This window comes from Actinoplanes sp. M2I2 (genome assembly GCF_023544445.1).
GTDB lineage: Bacteria > Actinomycetota > Actinomycetes > Mycobacteriales > Micromonosporaceae > Actinoplanes.
This window is the reverse complement of sequence record NZ_JALPVJ010000010.1, coordinates 315,027-340,575: the sequence shown is the minus strand read 5'-3', so window position 1 is coordinate 340,575 and position 25,549 is coordinate 315,027. Positions and strand designations below refer to the sequence as shown.

The window sequence follows — 25,549 nt, the reverse complement described above, 5'->3', positions numbered from 1 at the left end:
ATAGGAAACCGCCGATGAATAAGAGGTGAAACGGCGTGGCCGCCACGAAGACCACCAAGAGCCGGAACGACACCCCCAATACGCCGGACGTGAGCGAGAGCAAGATCGCTCGGATGAAGGTCGACGAGCTGCGGCGCGAACTCAAGAGTCGCGGCGTCAAGGGGACCGAAGACCTGAAGAAACCCGACCTGGTCAAGAAGATGATCAAGTCTGAGGTGTCGGCGTCGAAGTCTCCCGCTTCGAAATCCCCGTCGTCGAAGTCCACGTCCTCGAAGTCTCCCGCTTCGAAATCCCCGTCGTCGAAGTCCACGTCCTCGAAGTCTTCGGGTTCGAAGGCGTCGGGTTCGAAGTCGTCGGCCAAGGGCGGGAAGAACCCGACCAGCCACAACGACACCCCGAACACGCCTGAGGTGAGCGAGAGCAAGATCGCTCGGATGAAGGCGTCGGAGCTGCGCACCAAGCTGGCGAAGCTCGGGGTCAAGGGCGCCGACGACATGAAGAAGCCCGAGCTGGTCGAGCGCTATGTCAAGGCTGAGCTGAAGTCGGCGCGGGGCAACAAGGCCTCCTCCGTCAAGGCGTCCAGCTCCAAGGCTTCCAGCTCCAAGGCATCGACCTCCAAGGCTTCCAGCTCCAAGGCGTCGAGCCCCAAGGCCTCCACCTCCAAGGCGTCGAGCCCTAAGGCCTCCGCCTCCAAGGCGTCGAGCTCCGCTTCGAAGGCTTCCACTTCCAAGGGCGCGACCTCCAAGGCGAGCGGCGCAGCCAAGGCGAGCGGCTCTTCCGCGCGCAGCGGCGCGGCGAACGGCAGAGCGGCGAACGGCGGCGCGAAAAGCAGCGGCGCGGCGAAGAGCGGTGGCGCGGCGAAGAAGAGCACGGTTGCGAAGTCGGGCGCTGTCGTGAAGAGCGGCGAGAAGGCGGGCGGCAAGCGGTCCGGCAAGAATGCCTCGCGCTCGCTCGACTACTCGCAGGAGATCACGTCGACCTCCGACAAGCCGGAGCGCAACGGTCGCAGCCTGGTCACCACCGACCACGACGTGATCCGCCAGTGGGCCAAGTCGCGGCGCGCGGTGCCGTCGACCGTGGCCGGCACCCAGCACGACGGCCATCTCGGTGTGCTGCGTTTCGATTTCCCCGGCTACGCGGGTGACGGGCTCGTCGAGGTCAGTTGGGCGGAATGGTTCGAGGCCTTCGACAAGCGGCGGCTGAACTTCATCTATCAGGAGCGGCGGTCGGGCGGCGAGCGCAGCAACTTCTTCCAGCTCGACAACCCCGACGAATAGACGAACGCCCGAACTGTCTTGTTTGTCCGAACCAGATGTGGGACAGGTCATCCGCCGATCGGCTAATAGTGGGTGACTGTGATGGTGCAGACAGATGGCAGACAGCCAGTTGGCTTGTCTGCCTTGACTGCCGCAACTAGCGTAATCAATGGACGTCGGACCGTTAGTTCGGGGAACTGGTTGATCGGAGACGATCGCCGCGGCCGGCGTTTGGGGACGGGTGGCATATGCCGTTGGGGGACGGCGCGACCCGAGACCGGCGGTTAGTGCGGGCGACGCCTATGGGGATGGGCGTCGTCCGCCGCCGCCGGCGCCAACAGGACGGCCTGCGGGCCGTCCTTTTTTCGTGCGGCGGTGAGGTCCTGCGGCGGTCAGCGCTGCGCTCGGTGGCCCCGGAACTGGCCGAGAGCACGATCGAGCCTCGCGGGCTCGAGCCCCAGGACGATCCGCTCTGGTGGGGCGCCAGCGCCGTGGTCGACGGGCGCTACGTGGTCAAGTTCGCCTGGGCCGAACCGCCCGCACGACGTATCTGCCACCAGGCCCGCGTGCTCAAACTGCTCCCGGCGGCCGCGCCGCGGTTGCCGTTATCGATCTGGAGACGGCAGGCCCCGGCGAACCCGAATTCGACCTGCGATGCCTGCCCGGTGACTGCGGCCCCGAGCTGTTCCTGGCCGCGGTGAAGCAGTACGAGCAACTCTCCGGCACGACGGTGGAGGTGGACCGGATCATGGCCTGGCACGTGCGCACCGTTCTCGGCGACGCGCTGTGGCGGGCCGAGGCCGGCGTCGCCTTGCCGGACGGCCGCACCCCGGCCCAGTGGGTGGACGACCTGGACGCCAGATTCGCCGTGCTCGGGACATTCGGCCAGGGCGCGTCTGTGTTCGGGCCGCCGGCCGGTCAAATTCCCGAGGCGGGACACGTCTCGGGTTCGGCCGCAGCCGGATCGGACTTCTAAGGCAGGATGCGTCTCGGGTTCGGGCCGTAGGCCGTTCGGAATTCGGTGATGGGCCGACGCGCCGCCGACGATCAGACGCTGGAGCAGGACGTGTCGAGGGTCGGGCCGCAGCCGCGTCGGATTCCTGGAACAGAGGGCGTCGCGGGCCGGTCGGAATTCGGTGATGGTCTGGCGCTCCGCCGACGATCACATGCTGGAACAGGACGCGCCGAAGGCCGGTCGGACTTCTGGGGCACGGTAAGCGTTCCGGTCTGGTGGAGGTCAGCTCACGTCGGCGGTGGTGGTGGCGGTCTCGGCGCGGATGGCCGCCACCCGCCGTTCGCGCGGGGGTCCGGCCAGCAGGTGCAGGGCCGCGGCGACAGCCCCCAGGACGCCGATGACGAGCCAGTGCGCGTTCCCCAGGTATTGCAACCCAGCTCCGCCCAGCGAGGGCGCCAGGAACGACGCGGCCGGGAAGGTCAGGAAGAACACCGCCTGGTAGCGGCCGCGCAGAGCCAGCGGCGCCAGTTCGGAGTTGATCTCGGCGTTCGGCGGTGCGGCGAGCATGCTGCCGATGGTCCAGATCGCCGCGGCGGCCAGGTAGAGGGCGACGTGGTCGGCCACCGCCAGCAGGGCGAAGCCCACGCCGTCGACCAGCAGGGCCAGCGCCAGCACGCGGGCCTTGCGGTGGCCGTCGATCAGGCGGGGCACGAAGAGCTGCCCGAGCACGATCAGGGCGCCGCCCAGGGCGACCACCGAGCCGTACGCGGCCGGGCTCAACCCGTCCGCGTCCATCGCCAGCGGGACGATCGTGCTGGACTGCGTGTAGATCAGGGCCTGGATCAGGGTGAGGCCGACGAAGACCAGGAAGATCCGGTCGGTCAGCACGGTGCCGAGTCCGCCGCGGGTCGCGCCCCGGGACACCGGGTGCCGCAGGGTCTCCGGGACCTTCCACGCGATCAGCAGGCCGGTGATCAGCGTGCAGGCCGCGTCGATCAGGAACAGGCCCTGGTAGCTCCACTGGGCCAGCAGACCGGCCAGCAGCGAGGCTCCGGCCAGGCCGAGGTTGAGCGCCCAGAACTGGAGGTTGAAGGCGCGTGACCGTTTGTCGGCCGGTGTCACGTCGATGATCGCGGCGACGAAGGCGGGGGCGGACATCGACTGGGCCACGCCGAGCAGGGCGCACAGCACGGCGATCAGCACGAGGTCGGTGGTGAAGGCCAGAACGGCCAGCGCGGCGACGGTGGCGAAGTGCGACACCAGCAGGGTGCGGCGGCGGCCCCAGCGGTCGGTGAGGACGCCGCCGGCCAGGGTTCCGGCCAGACCGCCGATCCCGTACGTGCCGACGATGAGCCCGGCCTGGGCGGTGCCGGCCTCGCGCTGGGAAGTCAGGTACAGCGACAGGAAGAGCACCGCGAAACCGCCGACCCGGTTGATCAGCAGGCCGGTCCAGAGGTACCAGTATGTGGCGGAGAGCCCGCCGGCCGTGTCCCGAAGCCATGCCCGCACGGGCCGCTCCCCCTATTGGGTAACCGTCTTAACAGATGCCGACGTTACCTCGTGGGCAACTTCGCCGGGCTGTCGGCCACGGGTTCGGTGACCGCGGGGACAGGGACCTCGGCGGGCTCGGTGGAGGCGACCGTCGGGGCGATCTGCTCGATCCGCCGTTGCCGGCTAGGCCCGGAGACCAGGTGGCCGACAGCGACCAGCGCGCAGACGGCGAAACACCCGATCCACAGGACCGAGTCGCCGAAGTGTTCCTGGGTGAAGCCGCCGGCGATCGGGGCCAGGGCCGTTCCGGCCGACCATGACAGGGAGTTGAGGCCCTGGTAGCGGCCGCGCATGGCCGCGGGGGACAGGGCCGCCACCGTGGTCGCGTAGCTCGGCGACTGGATCATCTCGCCGAGCGTCCAGATCACCACGCTGAGCGCGAAGAACCAGGACGCGTCGGCGAAGGCGTTGAGCCCGAAGCCCACCCCGATGACCAGTGAGCCGAGAGCCAGCACCCGGGACGGCTCGCGCCCGCCGATCAGCTTGGGCACGAACAACTGCCCCAGGACGATGAGCACGCCGTTGACCGCGATCACCCAGCCGTACGTCGCCGCGGACAAGCCGTCGGCGGTCATCGCGATCGGCAGCGTCGACATGTGCTGCATCATCACGACGATGCCGCCCAGCGAAACCAGCAGATACGTGACGAAGACCCGGTCGCGCAGCACGGTGATCAGACCGCCACCGGCACCACCGGTGCCGGCGGCCGGGCGGGCCGCCGTACGGGAAGGACGGGTCTCCCGCACGAGAGTCAGCAGGATCAGCGCGGTGATCAGCGTGGTGCCCGCGTCGACCACGAAGAGCAGCAGGTAGTCGACCTTGGCGGCGAGGCCGGCGCCGATCGCGGCCAGCGCGAAGCCCAGGTTGATGGCCCAGTAGTTGAGCGAGAACGCCCGGACACGGTCGCGTTCGGGCACGACGTCGACCATCATCGCCGAGAAGGCCGGTCGCACCGCCTCGCTGAAGAAGCCGAGCAGGAACGTGACCGTGATGATCTGGCTGTAGTGGTGCGCGAAGCCGAGCGTCAGCATCAGTGCGGCCGCGCCGAACTGGGCGGTCACCATCGTCGGCTTGCGACCCCAGCGGTCGGCCAGCACGCCGCCGACCGTGGTGCCGAGCGCGCCACCGACGCCGTAGAGGCCGATGACCAGGCCGGCCTGGCTCTGCGAGAAGTGCCGGTCACTGGTCAGGTAGATGGCCAGGAAGATCACCACGAACGAGCCGAGCCGGTTGATCAGCGTCCCGGTCCAGAGCAGCCAGAACTGCCGCGGCAGGCCACCGATGGCCTGGTCGAACCAACCCCGCACGTCGCCCCCGTAAGTAGTGGTAGAGCTTCATTCCCTTACAACTTAGGAGACGGCGCAAATCGGTTTCCACGTGGTGGTCCCCACGTGAGGGTCCCCGCCCGGCGAACAGGCGGCTGCGGCAGGATGGAGGTCATGACAGGGACTTTGGTGCTGCTGCGACACGGCAACAGCGAGTGGAACGCCAAGAACCTCTTCACCGGCTGGGTCGACGTCGACCTCGACGCCAAGGGTGAGGGCGAGGCCCGCCGCGGCGGTGAGCTGCTGAAGGAGAGCGGTGTGCTGCCGGACGTGGTGCACACCAGCGTCCTGCGCCGGGCGATCCGGACGAGCGAGATCGCGCTGCACATCGCCGACCGGCACTGGATTCCGGTGAAGCGGTCGTGGCGGCTCAACGAGCGTCACTACGGCGCCCTGCAGGGCAAGGACAAGAAGCAGACCCTCGAGACGTACGGCGAGGAGCAGTTCATGCTCTGGCGCCGTTCCTACGACGTGCCGCCGCCGCCCATCGAGCCCGGCTCGGAGTACGCGCAGTTCGACGACCCGCGGTACGCGCTGCTGCCGTCCGAGGCCAAGCCGGCCGCCGAGTGCCTCAAGGACGTGCTGGTCCGCGCCCTGCCCTACTGGTACGACGAGATCGTGCCGGACCTGCGCGCCGGCCGCACCACGCTGGTGGCCGCGCACGGCAACTCGCTGCGCGCGATCGTCAAGCACCTCGACCAGATCTCCGACGAGGCGATCGCCAAGCTCAACATCCCGACCGGCATTCCGCTGCGCTACGACCTCGACGACGACCTGCGCCCGCTCAAGCCGGGCGGCGAATACCTCGACCCGGCGGCGGCCAAGGAAGCCGCCGCAGCGGTGGCCAACCAGGGCCGATAGCACGGAAGCCGGGACGCCCCCGTGGCGTCCCGGCTCCCGGCCGGCCAGGCGAGCGTGCGCTCAGCTCTGGTCGCCCACCGGCTCTCCGGTGATCAGGTAAACCAGCTGCTCGCCGACGTTGACGGCGTGGTCGGCGTACCGCTCGTAGAAACGGCCCAGCAGCGCGCCGTCGATCGCGGTCTCCGCGCCGTACGGCCAATCGTCGTTCAGCATGATCTTGAAGAGCTCACGCTCCAGCTCGTCGATGTCGTCGTCCTGGTGCTCGAGCTTGGCCGCCAGCTCGGCGTCGGGCTTGGCCAGCAGCCCCGCGATGCTCTCGGCCATCCGGTCGGCCACGTCGGCCATCTGCTTGAAGACCGGCCGCAGCTCGGCGGGCACGGCCGGCGACGGGTGCCGCCGCTGCGCCGTCTTGGCCACGTGCTCGGCCAGGTCGCCCATCCGCTCGAGGTCGGCCGAGATGTGCAGGGCGGTGATGACCATCCGCAGGTCGGAGGCGACCGGCGCCTGGCGGGCGATCGTGTCGGCGACCTTGGCCTCGACCTGGCTGTAGAGGGCGTCGACCTCGTGGTCGCGCTCGATCACGGCCTGAGCTGACTTCAGGTCGGCGGTGAGCAGGGCGGTCGTAGCCTTGCGCAGCGCCTCCCGTACGGCCTCGGCCATCGTCACCATCAGGCGACTGACCTCGTTGAGGTCGGCCTGGAACTCCTCGCGCATGTTTTTCGTCCCGGGGTTCGGTGGGGCCGTCCCAGGTCAGGGCACGACCGTGATTTGCACTTCAAACTATGCGGGCCCGGCAGCGGTCGCGTGAACAGCGATGAACGACGCCGGGCGCAGTGGTGAACATTATTCGACGCGCGTCTGATTTGTCCGTCTCGTGGTAGTAGCCAGGTTAACAATGACCCTACGATCGCTGCGTGGACCTGGTGTACGGCATCCCTCTGATCCTCGTCGCGCTCGCTGTCGGCGCGCTCGCGGGAGTGCTGGTCGTCCGGGGTCGCAAGCCACCGGAGCAGCCGGCCGGTGACGGGCCGAAAAAGAGGGGACGCGCCATCGACACCGACGAGCAGCCGCACGGCAAGAACGGCATGAAGGGGCTGGGTCGCAAGAGCCTCGACTCGCTGCGCGTCGGCGTGGTGGTGCTCGACGCCGAGGACCACCCCGTGCTGGTCAACCCGGCTGCCCGGGCGATGGGCCTGCTGCGTTCGGGCGGGGCGCCGGGCACGATCGCCGCGCACCCCATTCTCCGTACGCTGGCCGGTCAGGTCCGCCGCACCGGAGTGCGCCGCGAGGTCGAGCTGGATCTGCCCCGGGGCCGGGCCGGCGCCGCCGCCGCCCCGCTGGGCCTGCACCTGCGCGCGGTCGCCCTCAACTCCTCGCACGTCGCGATCGAGGCCGCCGACGTCACCGAGTCGCACCGGCTGGCCCGGGTGCGGCGTGACTTCGTGGCGAACGTCAGCCATGAGCTCAAGACGCCCATCGGCGCACTCCAACTGCTGGCCGAGGCCCTGCTCGACGCGACCGAGCTGCAGGTGGCCGACGCCGACGAGGACCCGTCCGAAGACCTGCTGGCCGCCCGCCGGTTCGCCGAACGGATCCACCACGAGTCGGCGCGCATGGGCCGGCTGGTGAGCGAGCTGCTCGAGCTGACCCGCCTGCAGGGCGCCGAGCCGCTGCCCACCCCCGAGCCCGTCGCGGCCGACTGGGTGATCGCCGAGGTCATCGACCGCACCCGCACCACGGCGTCGGCCAAGAGCATCGAGGTCGTCTACAGCGGCCCCAAGGGCGCCATGGTCTACGGCAGCGACAGCCAGGTCGCCACCGCGGTGACCAACCTGGTCGAGAACGCGATCGCCTACTCCGGTGACGACACCAAGGTCGAGATCACCCTGCGGCAGGGGGACGACTGGGTCGAGATCGACGTGGCCGACCAGGGCATCGGCATCGCGCCGCACGACGTCGACCGCATCTTCGAGCGTTTCTACCGCGCCGACCAGGCCCGGTCGCGGTCGACCGGCGGCACGGGCCTGGGCCTGGCCATCGTCAAGCACATCGCGACCAACCACGGCGGCCGGGTCGACGTGACCAGCAGCCTGGGCGACGGTTCGACATTCACCCTGCGCCTACCGGCGCGTCCCCCCGAAGCCCCCTTGCCGTTACCGACGGCAATTGAGATCGAGTCCGGTGCGACCGGGCGTTAGCCCGGGCGACCGGAAGATGGAAGGAACCACATTGGCCCGCGTGCTCGTGGTCGAGGATGAGGAGTCGTTCTCCGACGCCCTGTCGTACATGCTGCGCAAGGAGGGCTTCGAGGTGTCGGTCGCCCCGACCGGGACCTCGGCGCTGACGCAGTTCGACCGGACCGGTGCCGACATCGTGCTGCTCGACCTCATGCTTCCCGAGATGTCCGGCACCGAGGTCTGCCGCCAGCTGCGGCAGCGCTCCGCCGTTCCGATCATCATGGTGACCGCCCGGGACAGCGAGATCGACAAGGTCGTCGGACTCGAGATCGGCGCCGACGACTATGTGACCAAGCCGTACTCGCCGCGGGAGCTGGTCGCCCGCATCCGCGCCGTGCTGCGCCGCCAGGGCACCGAGGCCGCCGAGGTCTCCACGCCGACGCTGGCCGCCGGTCCCGTGCGGATGGACGTCGAGCGCCACGTCGTCACGGTCGACGGCGCCGGCGTGCAGCTCCCGCTCAAGGAGTTCGAACTGCTCGAGCTGCTGCTGCGCAACGCCGGCCGGGTGCTCACCCGCGGTCAGCTGATCGACCGCGTCTGGGGCGCCGACTACGTCGGTGACACCAAGACCCTCGACGTGCACGTCAAGCGCCTGCGGTCCAAGGTGGAGCCGGAGCCGTCGGCACCGCGCTATATCGTCACGGTCCGGGGCCTGGGCTACAAGTTCGAGCCCTGAGCCGTACGGGTCACGAGTTCGGTGGCGCGGCGGGCTCACGTCCGCCGCGCTTCCTCGGCGCCGCGGCTGCCGCTGCGGCGGCGGTCGCCGGGTGCACCGCGACCAGACCCGACTTGACCCGGGCGTCGCACAGCTCGGCCAGTCTGGTGTAGGCGGCCTCGCCGATCAGCGCCGTCAGCTCGGGCCCGTACGAGACGTACATCGGGTCGCTGCCCACGTGGGCCTCGGGCGACGACGTGCACCACCAGTCGAGGTCGTGCCCGCCCGGACCCCAGCCGCGCCGGTCGAACTCGGTCAGCGTCGACTGGAGCAGCTTGGTCCCGTCCGGCCGCTTGATCCAGTCCTGCTCGCGCCGCACCGGCAGCTGCCAGCACACGTCGGGCTTGTACTTCAGCGGGTGGACGCCGTCGCGCAGCGCCTGGGCGTGCAGCGCGCACCCGCCCCCACCGGCGAAGTCGGCCTCGTTGAGGAAGACGCAGGGCCCGTCCTCGGACCGGGTCGCCGTGCGCCGGGCCGGCTTGGCGCCGTCGATGGTGTCCATGTCGGTGTAGTTCTTGAAGCCCCGCCGGTAGTGCTGCCACGTCTCCGGGGTCAGCTTCGCGGCGGCGGCCTTCACCCTGTTCTCGTCGTCGGCGTCGGTGAAGAACGCCCCGTGCGAGCAGCAGCCGTCCTGCGCGCGACCGGCGACGATGCCGTGGCAGGCCGAGCCGAAGACGCAGGTCCACCGGGACAGCAACCAGGTCAGGTCGGCTCGCACCAGATGCTTCTCGTCATCGGGATCAAGGAACTCGATCCACTCACGAGGGAAATCGAGGTCGACCTCGGCGGCGCGGGCGGCTGCCGCGGGGCCCAGGGTGATGCGGATCTGGTCACGGCGGCTCACCTGCGACAGCGTACGCGCGCGGCCCGCCGATGCCCGAGTCGACGCCCGGTATGACGGCATATACCCGGTCGAGGACGAGGCGTACGCGACAATCGGGTCTACGCTTGAGCACGTGAGTTCCCGTGTCCCCGTGCTTCTGTCCAGCTCGTCGGTCTTCCCCGAGCCGACGGCCGCCGCGTTCGAACTGGCCGCCACGACCGGTTACGACGGCATCGAGGTCATGGTGTGGACCGATGCCGTCAGCCAGGACGCCGGCGCGCTCAAAGGTCTGTCCGATCACTACGACATGCCGGTCCTCTCGGTGCACGCGCCCTGCCTGCTGGTCACCCAGCGGGTGTGGAGCCCCGACCCGTGGGAGAGGCTCAGCCGGGCCGCCCAACTGGCCGAGACGCTCGGCGCCCCCACGGTGGTGGTGCACCCGCCGTTCAGCTGGCAACGTGACTACGCCAAGAACTTCTCGGCCGGCCTGGCCAAGATCCAGGCACGTCATCCCGACCTGTCGTTCGCGATCGAGAACATGTTCCCGGTCAAGATGGCCGGCCGCTGGTTCGTGCCCTACACGCCCGGCTGGGACCCGACCGAGACCGGCTTCGACGCCTACACGCTCGACCTGTCGCACTGCGCGGCGTCGCGCATCAACGCGCTCGGCATGGCCGACAAGATGGGTGCCGGCCTCAAGCACGTGCACCTGGGCGACGGCACCGGCGAGGGCCGCGACGAGCACCTGGTGCCCGGCCGCGGCAACCAGCCCTGTGCCGAGCTGCTCCGCTCGCTCTCGGCCCGCGGCTTCACCGGTTCGGTCGCGCTCGAGGTCTCCACCCGCAAGGCCGCCAGCCGCGCCGTCCGCGAGGCCGACCTACGCGAGTCCCTCGAGTTCGCCCGCAAACACCTCGCCCCAGCCTCATCAGCCACCCCCGCCATCACCCGCGCCTGAACCCCGCCGCCGTTCGCCGGCACTCACCCGCGCCTGAACCCCGCCGCCGTTCGCCGGCACTCACCCGGGCGTGAACCCCGTCGATCGCCATCGCCCTTACACAGACACTCGTGTGATCGCCCTTGCCGTTACTCAGACACACATGTGAGCGGCCACCCAGGCAATCGCCGTCGTTGAGATGGCAGCCGTTTTCCCGCCGGCCGCGGGGTTTGCGGACGGCGGGAAAACGACTGCCATCTCAACGACCTAAAGGGCGATTGCCTCGCGGAGCGAAGCGGAGCCAGCAAGCTCAGAGCCGGCAAGCTCAGCTCGTTTTCTGGCTCTGTGGGCGGCCACGTGGGAGCGAGTGGCGCAGCGCTCTGAGCAGAAGCGGCGGCAGTTGTTCGACGACGTGTCCAGATAGACGTTGCCGCAGCGGTCGTCGGCGCAGATGCCGAAGCGGGCGCTGCCGAACTCGCACAGCCACACCGAGAGGCCCCAGGCCGCGCCGGCCAGATATTCCGAGCTGACCGACGAGCCGCGGCTGGTCACGTGCATGTGCCAGTCGGCGGCGTCGTGCCCGGAGATGCGGGGCTGCACCGGGAACACCTCGAGCAGCGCGTTGAGCTCCTTGACCGCGTCACCGTCGCGCCCGGACGTTCCGTACTCGAAGACGTCGCGCAACCGGCGCTGAGCGCGGCGGAACACGGCCACGTCCTTGTCGACGACCTCGTCGCGCATCCAGGCCTGCTCGTCGCCGAACAGGGCCCGCAGCCCGGCGAGATCGCTCAGCTCCGCGTTGACGAGGTCGACCGCGGTACGGGCGTACGCATCGAAGTTCACCCGACAAAGGTAGCCGCACCAGGCCCGCGCGAACATAAGCGTTGTGGCTGACTACGCCCGCGGGGCGGTCGCCGGCCCACCGGTGGCATCCCGCGATAGCGGGTGTTCCGGACGATACGCTCGGGTCATGCTCCGTCACCTGCTCCTGACCGCCGCCGGTTCGGACCGTCTCGGGCGGCTCGCCTCCTCCGCGCCCTTCAGCAAGAACGCCGTCCGCGGGCTGGTCGCGGGTGACGCCGACGAGGCGCTGCGGGCCGGCCGCGCCCTGGCCGACGACGGTCTGGCCCTCAGCTTCGAGCACCTGTCGGCCGAGACCCGCAGCGCGGAGCAGGCGGTGGCGGTCCGCGACGAGTACCGGGCGTTGCTCGGCCGGCTCAAGGGCGCCGGTCTGGCGCCGGCCGCCGAGGTCAGCATCAAGCTCTCGGCTCTGGGTCAGCGGCTCGACGAGAAGCTCGCTTACGAGCACGCTCGGGCCGTCTGTGCGGCCGCGGCCGAGGCCGGCACGACGGTGACGCTGGACGCCGAGGACCACACCCTCACCGACTCCACGCTGGAGATCCTGGCCGAGCTGCGCAAGGACCACCCGGGTACGGGGGCGGTGCTGCAGGCCTATCTGCGCCGCACCGAGGGCGACTGCCGGGAGCTGGCCGTGACCGGTTCCCGGGTGCGGCTCTGCAAGGGGGCGTACGCCGAACCGGAGTCGGTCGCCTTCCAGTCGGGGCTCGACATCGACAAGTCGTTCGTGCGCTGCCTCAACATCCTGATGTCGGGCGCGGGCTATCCGATGATCGCCACCCACGACCCCCGGCTGATCGCGATCGCGGAGGACCGGGCCCGCTGGTTCGACCGCACCGCCGAGGAGTACGAGTTCCAGATGCTGCACGGGGTGCGCACCGACGAGCAGGCCCGGCTGGCGGCCGGCGGCAACGTCGTACGCGTCTACCTGCCGTACGGCGATCACTGGTACGGCTATCTGATGCGCCGTCTGGCCGAGCGTCCCCGCACCGTGGCCGTCCTCGGACGCGCCCTCCTGGGCCGGTAGACGCCCCACCCGCAACAATTCGGGCTATAACCCACCAGAACCGGCGTGTCGGCCTTGACTTTTTCCAGCCATTTTCACGGAACGTATCGCGTTGGTCACAGACGTATCGATACCGTTCTGATGACACGCACGTTCTCCTCCGCGTCGCTGGCCCGCCCGGGTCGCCGCGGCTGTGCCTCCGAAAGGATCGGTGCGACGACATGACGGGTCCAGCCCAGACCGAGGAACGGCTCTCGGAGGTGCGGTTCCTGACCGTGGCCGAGGTGGCCGCGCTGATGAGGGTTTCCAAGATGACGGTCTACCGGCTGGTGCACGGGGGTGACCTCACGGCCGTCCGGGTCGGGCGGTCCTTCCGGGTGCCCGAGCACGCCGTCCACGAGTACTTGCGCGGCGCGTTCTCGCAGACCGCCTAGGGCGGTCCCGGGGTCGTTTTGGCTCGGCCTCGGCCGGGCCGGTACGCTGGTGCGGTTGGTTCCCGGCAGCGACGAGCGCCGGGGCCGTCGACTCAGATCGGAAACGGGTCGCGCCACACCGGCACGCCCGCTCCGAGCCACCAGGTTTCGAGAGGCTTTTCGTATGGGCTCCGTGGTCAAGAAGCGCCGCAAGCGTATGGCGAAGAAGAAGCACCGCAAGCTGCTGCGCAAGACCCGCGTCCAGCGTCGCAAATTGGGCAAGTAGCCTGCGGCCGGGCGTCTTCCCCGGTCCTGTCACGGTTCGCCGTGGGACGACTCCGGGGACGACTCGGCCCGGCCGGGCAGGTTCTTGCCCTACGCACCGCACCCGCAAGCATCGGAAGGTGCGACCGACGTGACCTCTCCGCCCAGCGTCGTCGTGGTCACCGGAGTCAGCCGATATCTCGGCGCCCGGGTGGCCGCTCGTCTCGCCGCAGATTCCCGGATCGACCGTGTCGTCGGCCTGGATCCGCACGAACCGCCCACGGCTCTGCGTGAGCTGCTGGCCGACGTCGAGCTGATCCGGGCCGACGCCCGCGCGGCGTCCGGAGCGCTGGCCGATCTGGGTGCCGAGGCGGTCGTGCACCTGGCGGTCACGAGCGCACCCGACGGGCAGCACGGTCGTGCGGCCATGAAAGAGCAGAACGTCATCGGCACGATGCAGCTGCTCGCCGCCGCCCAGGCCGCTCCCCGGCTGCGCAAGATCGTGGTGCGTTCCTCCACGGCCGCCTACGGCGCGTCGTTCCGCGATCCCGGCGTCTTCACCGAGGACACCGAGCCGCGAGCCGTGCCGCGAGGCTCCTTCGCGCGCGACATCCTCGACATCGAGGGCTACGTGCGCGGATTCCGCCGCCGCCGGCCCGAGGCGTCCGCCACCGTGCTGCGCTTCGCCCCGTTCATCAGCTCGACGGCCGACACGACGCTGACGCGCTATTTCGCCCAGCCGGTCGTGCCGACCGTGCTGGGCCGGGACGCCCGGTTGCAGTTCGTCCACGTCGATGACGCCCTCGAGATCCTGCACCGCTCGGTGATCGAGGAACACCCGGGCACGTACAACGTCGCCGGCGCCGGCATCCTCACGCTCTCCCAGGCCATCCGCCGGGCCGGGCGCATCTCGGTGCCGCTGCCCGAGGGCACGCTGTCCACGCTGGCCGGGGTCGCCCGCAACGTCGGCGTCGGTCAGATCGGCCTCGACCAGATCGATCTCTTCGTGCACGGCCGGGTGGTCGACACGACCCGGCTGGTGAGCGAGTTCGGCTTCACGCCGCGCAGCACGGCCGAGGCCTTCGACGACTTCATCAAGGGCCACGCGAACGGCTCGTCGATCACCGCCGACCGCCTCGCCGCGGCCGAGGGAGCCATCCTCGACGGCATCCGCCGGGTCCGTGCCGGCGCGTCCGCCGGAGGGGAGCGGCGTTGAGCCAGGACGAATTCCGGAGCATGCTGCCGGGGCAGGCCGATTTCACCCTTCCCCGGCCACCCGAGCCGGTACGGGTCAACGGCCGACGCCCGATCCCGGAGGTGCCGTCGATGAACGGGAACGGCCACCACCCTCAGCAGCCCGCCGCCGCCGACCCTGCCGACCCGGTCGACGTGTGGGATCAGCGCGTGGCCCGCGGGCTCGCCTTCCTGCGTCGCCGGTTCGCCGGCGCCTACGAGGTCGACGAGTTCGGCTTCGACCGCGAGCTGAACGACGCCGTATTTCAGCCCATGCTGCGGGTGCTCTATCACGACTGGTTCCGCACCGAGGTGTACGGCATCGAGAACGTGCCGGCCGACGGCGGCGCCCTGGTCGTGGCCAACCACTCGGGCACGCTGGCCCTGGACGCGTTGATGCTCGGCGTCGCCATCCGCGACCAGCATCCCGGGGAACGGCACCTGCGCCTGCTCGGCGCCGACCTGGTCTTCCGCGTGCCGGTGGTGAGCGAGCTGGCCCGCAAGTCGGGCGCGACCGTGGCCTGCAACCCCGACGCCGAGCGGCTGATGAGCACGGGCGAGCTGGTCGGTGTCTTCCCCGAGGGCTTCAAGGGGATCGGCAAGCGCTTCGCCGACCGCTACAAGTTGCAGCGCTTCGGGCGGGGCGGGTTCGTCTCGGCCGCGCTGCGCACGGGCACCCCGATCGTCCCGGTGGCGATCGTCGGCGCCGAGGAGATCTATCCGATCCTCGCCGACATCAAGCCGCTGGCCCGCCTGCTCGGCATGCCGTACTTCCCGATCACGCCGACGTTCCCGTGGCTCGGCCCGCTGGGTCTGGTGCCGCTACCGAGCAAGTGGCTGATCCAGTTCTGCCCGCCGATCCCGACCGAGCACCTGACCGACCTCGCCGACGACCCGATGGTCGTCTACAACCTGGCCGACCAGGTGCGGGAGACGATCCAGGCCACGCTGCTGGAGCTCCTCGAGAAGCGTCCCGACCCGTTCGGGCTTTGAGGCGTTTGTCGCCCAGTGACGGCTTGTGTGCCTATAGTGACAAGTGAGGGGCGGCCCCGGGGAAACCCGGCACCGCCCCTCGCCATGTTCGGCTGTTTCTCGGGCCGCTAGTCGCGTCCCAGAAGTCCCCCGAGCAGCCCGTCCAGCGGGGCCTCGTCCTCAGGCACTTCCTGCTGCTGATCCTGCTGCTGTTGCTGTGTCATGTCGTCGTCGGCCGACGGGCTCGTCCGCAGCGGCGTGCCGCCGAGGGGCAGGTCGGGCGCCTGCGAGGGCGCCCGCTTGCGCGACGGCACCTTGGCGTCGGCGGAGGCGGTCGGCGCGATGGCCGGATCGCTGCGCCGCGGCGTCTTCACGTCCCCATGGCCACCCGGCCGGGGCGCGTGCTTGCTGTTCTGCCCGGACGGGCGGGACGGCGTGGCGTGGTTGTCCTGGCCGGCGTCCGTCGCGCAGTTCTTCAGCTTGGGACCGAGCACGTCGGCGCCCGCCGGGACCGCGTTGTCACAGGACAGGCCCGTACGCAGATTCTCCGCGCGCTTGCTCACCGAGTCGAGCAGGCCGATCGACGCCTGCGCCCGCTCCTGGTTGGCCTCCGACAGCCGGCCGAGCGCCGGGGACAGCGTCTGACGCTGCTGCTCGACGAACGTGTCGATGGTGGACAGCGGCTTGCGGTCCTTGCGGGCCACCGCCGAGGTCGTGAGCAGCTTGACGCCCTTGCGGGTGTCCGCGTCCATGTCGTCGAGCACGCCACCGAAGCTGGTGTCGTTGCCCGGCATGGAGGCCGCCTCGGCCAGCCTCGTGCTGGCGAAGTCCAGGGACAACTGCCCCCGGGTGACGTCCGAGCCGGCCATGGCCAGCTGGGCGCGTTCGGTGGAGCGCTTGACCCCGTACAGGGCGTCCCCCGGCGATGCGTTCTCGCTGGCCGCGGAGATTCCGGAGACTGCCAGCGCGCCGGCGGCGACGCCGATGACGATGGCGCCCCGGGCCCGGATGCGGCCGCCGTGACCGAGAAGTCCGTGACGCAACCGTCCGGCGCGGGCCGCGGGCTCCTCGGGCGCTGCCGCGGCGGCGGTCGCGGTGCGGCCGATGCCGTCCCGCTCGGCGGTGGCGACCAGCATCGCCCGCAGGCCGGTGCGGAACTCGGGCTCGACCCGGGCTCCCGGACGCGCCGCGGACAGGCTGCTGCCGATGGCGACCAGCTCGGCGAGCTGCTCGTCGGCCGGGCCGCGGCTGTGGTGCCGGCGGCCGCCGGTGCTCTCGTCGAGAAGCTCCGCGAAGCGCTCGGCGCTCCGGCGGTCCAGGAAGTCGAAGTTCACCGCGGGCACCTCCCCTCGCTCGTGAATGTCTCGCCGGCAACATCGCCGGCGGTCGCGACGAAGCGGGTGGCCGACAGGGCCGCCCGGGGTCGCACTCGGACAAACGCGCGACACGCGTCCCCGGTTACGGGGACCGACGGCCGGCATCGGGTAATAGGCATAACGAACATCACGCTGAGCCCCCCTGCCGTCACGCTGAGCTGGCAGGTGGCATGCCCTTCTGGCCCTCGCGTTCGAGGCCGTTCGGAGGCTGCGGCTGGTTGCCGCTCGGTGCAGGCGGTCATGCCTGGAAGCCATCCGGTAGGAGGCGAGCGAGAGCTCGTACCGCTCGGTATTGCAGGGCCTTGATCGCTCCTTCGTTCTTGCCCATGGTCTGCGCGGTCTCGGCCACCGAGAAGCCCTGGAGGAACCGCAGCACGATGCACTCCTGCTGCTCGGGGTTGAGCTGCTTGACCGCGGTGAGCAGGGCGACGTTGGTGATGTGGTCGACCACCGAGGATTCCGGACTGCCCTCGGGCCCGCGGGCCTCGCGGTCGGCGTCGAGCACGTCGCCGGTGGTCACCTCGAGCCGGTACCGGCCCGACTTGAAGTGGTCGGCGACCAGGTTGCGGGCGATCGTGACCAGCCAGGCCCCCAGGTCACGACCCTGCCAGGTGAAGCTGCCGATGCGCTTGAGCGCCCGCAGGAACGTGTCCGAGGTGAGGTCCTCGGCGAGCTGGCGGTTGCCGACGCGGAAATAGACGAAGCGGAAGACCGTGTCGACGTACCGGTCGTAGATCAGGCCGAACGCCTCGGCCTCGCCGGCCTGGGCCCGCTCGACCAGCCCCCACACCTCGGCCGCGGCGTCGCCCGGGTCGGGGCGGGCCGGATACTTGGGTGGCTCGGAGTCGCGCTGCGGGCCGGTGGTGCTCTGCGCCGGCACGACGACGGTCTGCTCGCCCACCGCCGTCGCTTCGGGCAGGTTGCTGCGCTGGCCCGCGGTGGGCTGCGCGGGCATCGGCGGACGACCGGGCACGGCCACCCGGCCACCCGGAGTCATCGGCTTGGCATTACCCGTCGGTGGCAGCCGTTGACCCGGCGACTCGTTGATGTGCGGACGGTTACGGGTCCGCTTGGGCCCGTCGCCGCGGATGGTGTTGACGATCAGATCGTCGACCGACCGGCGCAGGCCCGTCAGTCCGTCGGCGAGGGAGCGGTCGGGGTCCCCGGCGTAAACATGACTCACTGCGCCTCCTCGACCCGGCGGCTCTGCTCCGACTGCCGATCCGTCCCGCCAGACTGGGATAGGCAGTTATTTCGTGCTTGTGGCACAGCGGCCTCCTCGGGATGAGGGGTGATCACTCATAGCAAAAGGGGTGAAGTGGCCCGCGTTGCTGCCGACCGACCTCACCCAGGGTTTTGGAGTCCGTTACTCAGACGCGAAGTATCACGGACTCCGAACACACGGAGTCGCACTCCGTGTGCGCTGCGCAAAAAGTGTACGAAGTGGCGCAGACACGACACAAGGAACGTGTGCCACGATGACCGACATGGGGGTCTGTGCGACGGACAGGATGTGCGCCGTCCCCTTCCGTGGATGTCTGTGCCAGACTCGTGCCTCGTGGACGAAGCAGCCCGCGATCCGGTCGCCGCGGCCGCCGCACGCCGGCCCTCCGGTCCGGCGCTCATCACCGGCGAAACTTCCCTGACCTGGTCCGATGTCGATCGGCGGGTGACCGCTGCGGCCCATCGGATCGCGGCTCTCGTGCCCCCGGGCGAACGGGTCGCGATCGTGCTGGGCACGTCGGCCGACTTCGCCGTGACCTATTTCGGTGTTCTCCGGGCCGGGCGGGTGGCCGTACCGCTCAATCCGGGCTACACGCCCGCCGAGCTGGATTTCGCGATCACCGATTCCGGTGCGGCCCTGGTCGTCGCCGAGGAGCCGGGCCCCGGTCGCGTACGCCCGCTCGACCTCGACCTTGACGGCGAGCCACCGGCGGCGGGGTTGCCGGACGTGCGGGCCCGCGACCTCGCCGTGCTGCTGTACACCTCGGGCACCAGCGGGCGGCCGAAGGGCGCGATGCTCACCCATGGCGCCCTGGCCGCCAACCACGAACAGCTGGACGCGATCGACCCGCCCGTGGTCGGCCCCGAGGATGTCGTGCTGCTCGGGGTGCCGCTGTTCCACGCGTACGGGTTGAACACCGGGCTCGGCTCCGTGGCCCATCACGCGGCGACCGGGGTGCAGATCGACCGGTTCGACCCGGCCGCCTCGCTGGCCGTGATCGTCGAGCACGGGGTGACCGTGGTCGTCGGCGTACCGGGGATGTATGCGGCTTGGTCACGACAGCCCGGAGTGGAGATCGCCCTCCGCAGCGTGCGGTCGGCCGTGTGTGGCGCGGCCCCGTTGGCGCCGGACGAGATGGCCCGCTTCGGGGCGGCGACCGGGCGCGGCATCCTGGTCGGCTACGGGCTGACCGAGACCGCCCCGGTGCTCACCACGACCGCCGTCAGCGACCGGGGCAAACCCGGCTCGATCGGGCGGCCCCTCCCGGGGGTCGCGCTGCGGCTGCGTTCGGCGGCCGGTCAGGTGCTCTGGGAGGACGGCACCGCCACCCCGGAGGAGGACCTGGCCGAGCTCGATCTCTCCGTCGAGGACGTGGCCGGCACCGATCCGGGCGAGATCGAGGTGCGCGGGGCCAACCTCTTCTCCGGTTACTGGCCCGACCGGCGCGGTGGTCCGGACGCGGCGGGCTGGTGGGCCACCGGCGACGTCGCGTACGCGGACGGCGACGGCGACCTGCACCTGGTCGACCGGGTCGACGACCTGATCCTGGTGCACGGCTTCAACGTCTATCCGGCCGAGATCGAGCGGGTGCTCGGCTCGCATCCGGGGGTTGCCGAGTCGGCTGTGGTCGGCGTGCCCGACGACGGGTCCGGGCAGCGGCCGCACGCCTTCGTGGTGGCCGCCATCGACCCGCCGCCCACCCCGGCCGAGCTGCAGGTCTACTGCGCCGCCCACCTGGCGCGCTTCAAGCTGCCGACGGTCGAGCTGGTGCGTGAGCTTCCCCACTCGGCGACCGGCAAGGTCCGCAAGAGGGAGTTGAGGTCGTGAGCCGAGTGACCCTGATCAGCCGGGACGGCTGTCACCTGTGCGAGGAGGCCGAGGCCGTCCTCGACCGGATCCTTCCGGGCCAGTGGGTGCGGGTCGACGTGGATTCGTCGATCGACCTGGAACGCGACTACGGCGACCGGGTTCCGGTGGTGCTTCTCGACGGCGCCGAGCACGGCTACTGGCGGGTCGAGGAGTCCCGGCTGCTCAGTGATCTGGCCCGCCGGCCCGGTGAGCCCCGCCTGTAAATTGTTCGCCGTGGCGCGCACTCATCTTGTCTGGGACTGGAACGGCACTCTCCTCGACGACCTGAGCCTGGTGGTCTCGTCGACCAACGTGGCGTTCGCGGCGGTGGGCGGCCGGGCCGTCGAGGCCGACGAGCACCGCAGCCGGTTCCGCCGGCCGGTGGCCGAGTTCTACGCCGAGGTGCTCGAGCGCGCGGTCGACGAGGAGGAGTTCGGCCGGCTCGACCGCATCTTCCACGACGCGTACCGGCTGGGTCTGACCAGCATGACGCTGGCCGCGGACGCCTCGGCGGCGCTCAAGGAGTGGCCGGGTTCGCAGTCGCTGCTGTCCATGTGGTTCCACAGCGAGCTGGTGCCGGCCATCGAGTCGTACGGTCTGGCCGGTGTCTTCACCCGGGTGGACGGGTTGCGCGCCGAGCTGGGCGGGCACCTCAAGGCCGCGCACCTGGCCGAGCATCTGGCCGGGCTGGGCCTGACCGGTGATCAGGTGGTGCTGATCGGCGACTCCCTCGACGACGCCGCGGCGGCCGACTCGGTGGGTGGCGCGATCGTGCTCTACACCGGTGGCTTCACCGATCCGTCGCGTTTGCGGGCTTCGGGTCGTCCGGTGGCGGACACTCTGGTCGAAGCGGTCGCGATCGCTCGTACGCTGTAGCAGTGTGGTCGGTGGTGGGAAACCGGGCATACTTGAACCGTTGGGGTCATTAACACGCCCGATGATCTTTGTCCAGCCGCACCACCAAGATCGCGATTTGTGCACGCCTTCACAAGCGCCTACTCTTTGATTCCGGAGCCCCGGTAGCACAGCCGGTTCAGCCAGGCGCCCGAGGGCTCGCAGGTTCGCCACCTCGTCGGCACGGAGTCAGATGAGTCAGCAGCGTCACGGAAACACGCCCGGCAACGCCGACGGCGGCCGCGCCGGTTCCGTCACCGCCTTTCCGGATCTTCCGGAGGCGACCATCGCGCGACTGCCCGAATACCTGCGCGCCCTGCACAACCTGGGCGAGGCCGGTGCGGACACCGTCTCGAGCGAGGGTCTGGCCGCCGCGGCCGGGGTCAACTCGGCCAAGCTCCGCAAGGATCTCTCCCACCTGGGGTCGTACGGGACCCGGGGCGTCGGCTACGACGTGGCCTTGCTGATCGACCAGATCGAGTACGTCCTCGGTCTCGATCAGCGCCGGGCGGTCTGCCTGGTCGGCCTGGGTAACCTCGGTCACGCGCTGGCCGGCTACGACGGGTTCGCCAGCCGCGGGTTCAAGATCGTCGCGCTCTTCGACGCCGATCCGTCCAAGGTCGGCGAAGAGATACAGGGTCTGATCGTCCGCCACATCGAAGAACTGGGCCGGGTCGCCGTCGAGGAGAACATCGCGATCGGCGTGATCGCCACCCCGGCCGGCGCCGCCCAGGCGGTCGCCGACGTGCTGGTCGACGCGGGGGTCACCAGCATTCTCAACTTCGCTCCGTGCGTGCTGTCGGTGCCCAGCGGCGTCGACGTGCGCAAGGTCGACCTCGCCATCGAGCTGCAGATTCTCTCATTCCACGAACACCGCAAGGCATCGCTGACCGCGCTGCCGGGCGGCCGGTCCGCCACCGCGGCGGGCAATCAGGAGGCGGTCGGGTCGTGAATCTCCTCAGCGTCGGTGCGTCCTATCGCACCGCCGACGTCGCCACGCTCGAACGGCTCACGATCACCGATCAGGCGGTGCCCGGGCTGCTGGAAAAGCTCGTCGCCCAGCCGTTCGTCGGTGAGGCGGTCGTCCTCTCCACCTGCAACCGGGTGGAGATCTTCGCGGCGGTCAACTCGTTCCACGGTGGTCTCGGCGACATCTGCAACGTGCTCTCCGAGGTCTCCGGCATCCCCGCCACCGAGCTGGCCGGGCACCTCTATGTCCACTACGACGAGGCGGCCGTACTGCACTCGTTCAAGGTCTCCAGCGGCCTCGACTCGATGGTGGTCGGCGAGTCGCAGATCCTGGGCCAGCTGCGCGACGCCTATCACGCGGCGACCGAGGCCGACTCGGCCGGCCGGCTGCTGCACGAGCTGATGCAGCAGGCCCTGCGGGTCGGCAAGCGGGCGCACAGCGAGACCGGCATCGACCGGGCCGGGCAGAGCGTGGTGACCGCCGCGCTCGACGTGGCCGAGGCCACGCTGGGCGACCTGACCGGACGACGCGCGCTGGTGATCGGGGCCGGTGCGATGGGCGCGCTCTCGGTGGCCACGCTCACCCGGGCCGGGGTCGGTCCGCTGAGCATCACCAACCGCAGCGCCGCCCGGGCCGACCGGCTCGCCGAGGCGTACGGCGCGGTCGCCGTGTCCTACGACGAGCTGGACGCCGCCCTGAGCGAGGCCGACCTGGTCGTCTCGGCCACCGCGTCGACCGTGCCGGTGCTCACCCGCGAACGGCTCGAGGCCGCCGCGCCGCTGGTCGTGCTCGACCTGGCCGTCCCGCGCGACGTGGCCCCGGACGCGACCGGCCTGCCCGGCGTCACCGTGATCGACATCGACACGCTGGCGGCGACCCGCCGCTCGATGCCGGCCGCCGCCGAGACGGCCGCGGTCGAGCAGATCGTCACCAGCGAGGTCGACCACTTCCTGGCCTGGCTGCGCGGCGCCGACATCGCGCCGACCGTGGCCGCGCTGCGCACCCGCGCCGAGGATGTGGTCACCGCCGAGCTGCGCAAGCTCTACTCCCGCCGGTCGGAATTCACCGAGGAGCAGCGGGCCGACGTTTCCCGTACTCTGCATCGCGTCGTCCAGCAGTTGCTGCACTCGCCGACCGTACGGGTGCGTCAGCTGGCCGCCGAGCCCGGCGGCGACCAGTACGCCGCGCTGCTGCGCGAGCTGTTCGACCTGGACGTGCCGCACGCCACATCGGCGAACGCGGTTCCTGAGATCGGAGGACACGGGTGAGTACCCCCCTATCCGGCCCGGGTTCTCCACGCCGCCCGGAGAGCCAGGCGTCGGGCAAGGCGCTGCGCCTCGGCACGCGAGGCAGCGCGCTGGCGCTGGCCCAGTCACAGCAGACGGCCGACGCGCTGACCGCGGTCACCGGCCGCCCGGTCGAGCTGGTGCGCATCGTCACCAAGGGCGATCGCTCCTCGGCCCCGGTCGCCCAGCTCGGCGTGGGGGTCTTCGTGTCGGCGCTGCGCGACGCGCTGCTCGCCGGCGAGATCGACTTCGCCGTGCATTCGTACAAGGACCTGCCCACCGGCGCCTTCCCGCGACTGCACATCGCGGCCATCCCGCCCCGCGAGGACCCGCGTGACGTCCTGATCACCAAGGGCGACCGCGCGCTCGCGGAGCTGCCGCCGGGCGCCATGATCGGCACGGGCGCGGTGCGCCGAATCGCGCAACTGCATGCTTTGGGCCTAGAGTTGCAGGTCACGCCGATCCGCGGGAATGTCGACAGCCGGATCGCCCGGGTTCACGGACCCGAGGCCGATCTGGACGGAGTCGTTCTCGCCCGGGCCGGTGTGGTGCGTCTCGGCAGGGCCGCCGAGATCACCGAAACACTCGACCCGATGCTCATGCTGCCCGCCCCGGCCCAGGGAGCGCTGGCGGTGGAGTGCCGGGCCGACGACACAGACCTGGTCGAATTGCTGGCCGCGCTCGACCACGCACCGTCCCGGGCCGCCGTCACGGCGGAACGGGCGATGCTGGCCACGCTCGAGGCCGGGTGCTCCGCCCCGGTTGCGGCCCACGCCGAGCTCGCCGAGGGCGAGGACGGTGACGAGATTTACCTGCGCGGTGCGGTGATCAGCCCGGATGGGGTTCGAGCCATCCGGCTGTCGCGTACCGGAACGCCCGCCGACGCGGCGGAGATCGGCAAGGCGCTCGCCGCCGATCTCCTCGACGCCGGCGCCGACACCCTGATCGGGAGCACAGAATGACCACCCGCACCGCCCGCAAGCCAGCAGGACGCATCGCGTTCGTCGGCGCCGGTCCCGGCGACCCTGAGCTGCTGACCCGTCGCGCGCACGCCGCGCTCACCGAGGCCGACCAGGTGGTCTACGACCGGGGCGTCCCCGAGTCCCTGCTGACCGCGATCCGGTCCGAAGCCAAGCAGGACGCCCAGTTCAGCCCGGCCGAGGGGGCGCCCGGCGATGTCGCCAAGGTGCTGCTCTCCGCGGCCAGGTCCGGCCTCTCCGCCGTGCACCTGGTGGCCGGTGACCCCTTCGGTCACGAGTCCGTGGTCAAGGAGGTGCAGGCCATCGCCCGCACCGCCGTGCACTTCGAGGTCGTGCCCGGCCTCGGCCAGGCCGAGGGTGTCGCCACCTACGCCGGTGTGCCGCTGCCCGGCGTACGGGTCACGGCCGACGTCGGCGACGTCACCGCCGTCGACTTCGACGCGCTGGCCAGCGCCGCCCTCAAGGGCTCGTTCGCGGTCGCGGTGGACGCCGGCGACCTTGCCGCGGTGCGCGACGGCCTGCTGGCCGCGGGCGTCGAGCCCGGCACCCCGGTCGCCGTGACCGGCGACGGCACCGGCGAGACGCAGTACACGACGACCTCCACGGTCGACAGTTTCGTCGCCGCCGCCCTCGGCTTCACCGGCCGGGTGGTGCTGACCGTCGGCACCGAGGTCTCCGAGCGCGACACGATGAGCTGGTGGGAGAACCGCCCGCTGTACGGCTGGAAGGTCCTGGTCCCGCGGACCAAGGAGCAGGCCGGCGCCATGAGCGCGCGGCTGCGGGCCTACGGCGCCATCCCGTGCGAGGTGCCGACCATCGCGGTCGAGCCCCCGCGCACCCCGGCGCAGATGGAACGCGCGGTCAAGGGCCTGGTCGACGGCCGGTACGCCTGGGTCGTCTTCACCTCGGTCAACGCGGTCCGCGCGGTCTGGGAGAAGTTCGACGAGCACGGCCTGGACGCGCGCCACTTCGGCGGCGTGAAGATCGCCTGCATCGGTGAGGCCACCGCCGAGGCGGTCCGTTCGTTCGGCATCCAGCCCGAGCTGCTGCCCAAGGGCGAACAGTCCAGCGAGGGCCTGCTGGCCGAGTTCTCCCCGCACGACGAGATCCTCGACCCGGTCGGCCGGGTGCTGCTGCCGCGGGCCGACATCGCCACCGAGACGCTGGCCGCCGGCCTGGTCGAGCGGGGCTGGGAGGTCGACGACGTGACCGCGTACCGCACCGTGCGGGCCGCGCCGCCGCCGGCCGAGATCCGCGACGCCATCAAGTCCGGTGGCTTCGACGCGGTGCTCTTCACCTCGTCCTCCACCGTCCGCAACCTGGTCGGCATCGCCGGCAAGCCGCACGCCCGCACGGTCGTCGCGGTGATCGGTCCCAAGACCGCCGAGACGGCCACCGAGTTCGGCCTGCGCGTCGACGTCCAGCCCCAGCACGCGTCCGTGCCGGATCTGGTCGAGGCGCTGGCGTCGTACGCGGTGGAACTGCGCGAGAAGCTGGCCGCCATGCCGGCCAAGCAGCGTCGCGGCTCCAAGGTCCAGGGACCCACGGCCCTTCGATTCCGTTAAGA

Annotated in this window: 25 protein-coding genes and 1 pseudogene; 19 read left to right on the top strand and 7 right to left on the bottom strand. The window is 70.6% G+C overall.

The genetic code is table 11. The features are described 5' to 3' along the window. Positions 1–35 precede the first annotated feature (35 nt). The 3 genes from HJC40_RS22755 (at position 36) to HJC40_RS22745 (ending at position 2,232) form a co-directional block, all read left to right on the top strand. Positions 36–1,277, top strand: coding sequence for a hypothetical protein (locus HJC40_RS22755; protein WP_250003368.1), 1,242 nt, complete (start codon positions 36–38; stop codon positions 1,275–1,277). 287 nt (positions 1,278–1,564) lie between these two features. Next, positions 1,565–1,957, top strand: coding sequence for a hypothetical protein (locus HJC40_RS22750; RefSeq protein ID WP_250003366.1), 393 nt, complete (start codon positions 1,565–1,567; stop codon positions 1,955–1,957). Then, a complete protein-coding gene (locus HJC40_RS22745) occupies positions 1,954–2,232 on the top strand; it encodes a hypothetical protein (protein ID WP_250003365.1) in 279 nt (92 codons plus the stop codon). Before HJC40_RS22750 ends, HJC40_RS22745 begins: the two co-directional genes overlap by 4 nt. Positions 2,233–2,493: 261 nt before the next feature. Here HJC40_RS22745 and HJC40_RS22740 read toward each other — a convergent pair whose 3' ends face one another. Together HJC40_RS22740 and HJC40_RS22735 are read right to left on the bottom strand one after the other, a co-directional pair. Further along, complete coding sequence (locus HJC40_RS22740) at positions 2,494–3,720, bottom strand: MFS transporter (protein WP_250003364.1); 1,227 nt, start codon at positions 3,718–3,720, stop codon at positions 2,494–2,496. 44 nt (positions 3,721–3,764) lie between these two features. After that, positions 3,765–5,069: an MFS transporter gene (locus HJC40_RS22735; protein ID WP_250003363.1), complete on the bottom strand. Its 1,305-nt coding sequence runs from the start codon at positions 5,067–5,069 to the stop codon at positions 3,765–3,767. A gap of 132 nt (positions 5,070–5,201) precedes the next feature. Here HJC40_RS22735 and HJC40_RS22730 point away from each other — a divergent pair, with 132 nt between their 5' ends. Further along, positions 5,202–5,948: a phosphoglyceromutase gene (locus tag HJC40_RS22730; RefSeq protein WP_250003362.1), complete on the top strand. Its 747-nt coding sequence runs from the start codon at positions 5,202–5,204 to the stop codon at positions 5,946–5,948. A gap of 60 nt (positions 5,949–6,008) precedes the next feature. Here the strand turns inward: HJC40_RS22730 and phoU are convergent, their stop codons facing one another. Next, positions 6,009–6,662 carry a phosphate signaling complex protein PhoU gene (gene phoU / locus HJC40_RS22725; RefSeq protein WP_250003361.1) on the bottom strand — a complete coding sequence of 218 codons (654 nt, stop codon included), beginning with the start codon at positions 6,660–6,662 and terminating at the stop codon, positions 6,009–6,011. A gap of 224 nt (positions 6,663–6,886) precedes the next feature. Between phoU and HJC40_RS22720 the strand changes: the two genes are divergently transcribed. Then, the gene (locus HJC40_RS22720) at positions 6,887–8,146 is read left to right on the top strand and encodes a cell wall metabolism sensor histidine kinase WalK (protein ID WP_250003462.1); all 1,260 of its coding nucleotides are present in this window, start codon (positions 6,887–6,889) and stop codon (positions 8,144–8,146) included. Between the two features lie 31 nt (positions 8,147–8,177). Further along, positions 8,178–8,861 carry a response regulator transcription factor gene (locus HJC40_RS22715; protein ID WP_020512993.1) on the top strand — a complete coding sequence of 228 codons (684 nt, stop codon included), beginning with the start codon at positions 8,178–8,180 and terminating at the stop codon, positions 8,859–8,861. 10 nt (positions 8,862–8,871) lie between these two features. On the opposite strand, the gene HJC40_RS22710 is transcribed toward HJC40_RS22715, so the two are convergent. Next, entirely contained in the window at positions 8,872–9,744 is an 873-nt protein-coding gene (locus HJC40_RS22710) for a hypothetical protein (RefSeq protein WP_250003360.1), read from the bottom strand. Positions 9,745–9,856: 112 nt separating this feature from the next. Between HJC40_RS22710 and HJC40_RS22705 the strand changes: the two genes are divergently transcribed. Then, positions 9,857–10,678, top strand: a complete 822-nt coding sequence (locus HJC40_RS22705) for a sugar phosphate isomerase/epimerase (RefSeq protein ID WP_250003358.1) — start codon at positions 9,857–9,859, stop codon at positions 10,676–10,678. 246 nt (positions 10,679–10,924) lie between these two features. On the opposite strand, the gene HJC40_RS22700 is transcribed toward HJC40_RS22705, so the two are convergent. Further along, positions 10,925–11,500: a CGNR zinc finger domain-containing protein gene (locus HJC40_RS22700; RefSeq protein WP_250003357.1), complete on the bottom strand. Its 576-nt coding sequence runs from the start codon at positions 11,498–11,500 to the stop codon at positions 10,925–10,927. 127 nt (positions 11,501–11,627) lie between these two features. Between HJC40_RS22700 and HJC40_RS22695 the strand changes: the two genes are divergently transcribed. From HJC40_RS22695 to HJC40_RS22675, 5 genes are all read left to right on the top strand, one after another. Next, positions 11,628–12,542: a proline dehydrogenase family protein gene (locus HJC40_RS22695; protein ID WP_250003356.1), complete on the top strand. Its 915-nt coding sequence runs from the start codon at positions 11,628–11,630 to the stop codon at positions 12,540–12,542. A gap of 200 nt (positions 12,543–12,742) precedes the next feature. After that, positions 12,743–12,955 carry a helix-turn-helix domain-containing protein gene (locus HJC40_RS22690; RefSeq protein WP_203784881.1) on the top strand — a complete coding sequence of 71 codons (213 nt, stop codon included), beginning with the start codon at positions 12,743–12,745 and terminating at the stop codon, positions 12,953–12,955. Positions 12,956–13,118: 163 nt separating this feature from the next. After that, positions 13,119–13,220 carry a 30S ribosomal protein bS22 gene (locus HJC40_RS22685; protein ID WP_020520584.1) on the top strand — a complete coding sequence of 34 codons (102 nt, stop codon included), beginning with the start codon at positions 13,119–13,121 and terminating at the stop codon, positions 13,218–13,220. A 129-nt stretch (positions 13,221–13,349) separates the two neighbouring features. Further along, positions 13,350–14,414 (top strand): NAD-dependent epimerase/dehydratase family protein, encoded by a 1,065-nt coding sequence (locus tag HJC40_RS22680; protein WP_250003354.1) that lies wholly within the window; start codon positions 13,350–13,352, stop codon positions 14,412–14,414. After that, the gene (locus HJC40_RS22675; RefSeq protein ID WP_250003352.1) at positions 14,411–15,424 is read left to right on the top strand and encodes a lysophospholipid acyltransferase family protein; all 1,014 of its coding nucleotides are present in this window, start codon (positions 14,411–14,413) and stop codon (positions 15,422–15,424) included. Before HJC40_RS22680 ends, HJC40_RS22675 begins: the two co-directional genes overlap by 4 nt. Positions 15,425–15,858: 434 nt before the next feature. Here the strand turns inward: HJC40_RS22675 and HJC40_RS22670 are convergent. Then, positions 15,859–16,737, bottom strand: a pseudogene (locus tag HJC40_RS22670) (DUF5667 domain-containing protein); the annotation flags it as partial. A gap of 280 nt (positions 16,738–17,017) precedes the next feature. Continuing rightward, positions 17,018–17,962, bottom strand: a complete 945-nt coding sequence (locus tag HJC40_RS22665) for an ECF subfamily RNA polymerase sigma factor, BldN family (protein WP_374272454.1) — start codon at positions 17,960–17,962, stop codon at positions 17,018–17,020. A 375-nt stretch (positions 17,963–18,337) separates the two neighbouring features. Between HJC40_RS22665 and HJC40_RS22660 the strand changes: the two genes are divergently transcribed. The 7 genes from HJC40_RS22660 (at position 18,338) to HJC40_RS22630 (ending at position 25,547) form a co-directional block, all read left to right on the top strand. Next, the gene (locus HJC40_RS22660; protein WP_250003348.1) at positions 18,338–19,831 is read left to right on the top strand and encodes an AMP-binding protein; all 1,494 of its coding nucleotides are present in this window, start codon (positions 18,338–18,340) and stop codon (positions 19,829–19,831) included. Beyond that, positions 19,828–20,076, top strand: a complete 249-nt coding sequence (locus HJC40_RS22655; RefSeq protein ID WP_250003346.1) for a glutaredoxin family protein — start codon at positions 19,828–19,830, stop codon at positions 20,074–20,076. Before HJC40_RS22660 ends, HJC40_RS22655 begins: the two co-directional genes overlap by 4 nt. A gap of 10 nt (positions 20,077–20,086) precedes the next feature. Then, entirely contained in the window at positions 20,087–20,728 is a 642-nt protein-coding gene (locus HJC40_RS22650; protein ID WP_250003344.1) for an HAD hydrolase-like protein, read from the top strand. Between the two features lie 211 nt (positions 20,729–20,939). Continuing rightward, complete coding sequence (locus tag HJC40_RS22645; protein ID WP_250003343.1) at positions 20,940–21,698, top strand: redox-sensing transcriptional repressor Rex; 759 nt, start codon at positions 20,940–20,942, stop codon at positions 21,696–21,698. Then, a complete protein-coding gene (locus tag HJC40_RS22640) occupies positions 21,695–22,984 on the top strand; it encodes a glutamyl-tRNA reductase (protein WP_250003341.1) in 1,290 nt (429 codons plus the stop codon). The genes HJC40_RS22645 and HJC40_RS22640 overlap by 4 nt, the downstream gene beginning before the upstream one ends. Positions 22,985–23,046: 62 nt before the next feature. Beyond that, positions 23,047–23,964 (top strand): hydroxymethylbilane synthase, encoded by a 918-nt coding sequence (gene hemC / locus HJC40_RS22635; RefSeq protein ID WP_250003460.1) that lies wholly within the window; start codon positions 23,047–23,049, stop codon positions 23,962–23,964. Then, positions 23,961–25,547, top strand: coding sequence for a uroporphyrinogen-III synthase (locus HJC40_RS22630; protein WP_250003339.1), 1,587 nt, complete (start codon positions 23,961–23,963; stop codon positions 25,545–25,547). The genes hemC and HJC40_RS22630 overlap by 4 nt, the downstream gene beginning before the upstream one ends. Positions 25,548–25,549 lie beyond the last annotated feature (2 nt).

What these genes read in the sequence shown, in the direction of transcription:
- HJC40_RS22750 (WP_250003366.1), top strand. Translation starts at nt 1,565, where the DNA reads ATGGGCGTCGTCCGCCGCCGCCGGCGCCAACAGGACGGCCTGCGGGCC.
- HJC40_RS22730 (WP_250003362.1), top strand. Translation starts at nt 5,202, where the DNA reads ATGACAGGGACTTTGGTGCTGCTGCGACACGGCAACAGCGAGTGGAAC.
- phoU (WP_250003361.1), bottom strand. Translation starts at nt 6,662, where the DNA reads ATGCGCGAGGAGTTCCAGGCCGACCTCAACGAGGTCAGTCGCCTGATG.
- HJC40_RS22695 (WP_250003356.1), top strand. Translation starts at nt 11,628, where the DNA reads ATGCTCCGTCACCTGCTCCTGACCGCCGCCGGTTCGGACCGTCTCGGG.
- HJC40_RS22690 (WP_203784881.1), top strand. Translation starts at nt 12,743, where the DNA reads ATGACGGGTCCAGCCCAGACCGAGGAACGGCTCTCGGAGGTGCGGTTC.
- HJC40_RS22685 (WP_020520584.1), top strand. Translation starts at nt 13,119, where the DNA reads ATGGGCTCCGTGGTCAAGAAGCGCCGCAAGCGTATGGCGAAGAAGAAG.
- HJC40_RS22645 (WP_250003343.1), top strand. Translation starts at nt 20,940, where the DNA reads ATGAGTCAGCAGCGTCACGGAAACACGCCCGGCAACGCCGACGGCGGC.
- HJC40_RS22630 (WP_250003339.1), top strand. Translation starts at nt 23,961, where the DNA reads ATGACCACCCGCACCGCCCGCAAGCCAGCAGGACGCATCGCGTTCGTC.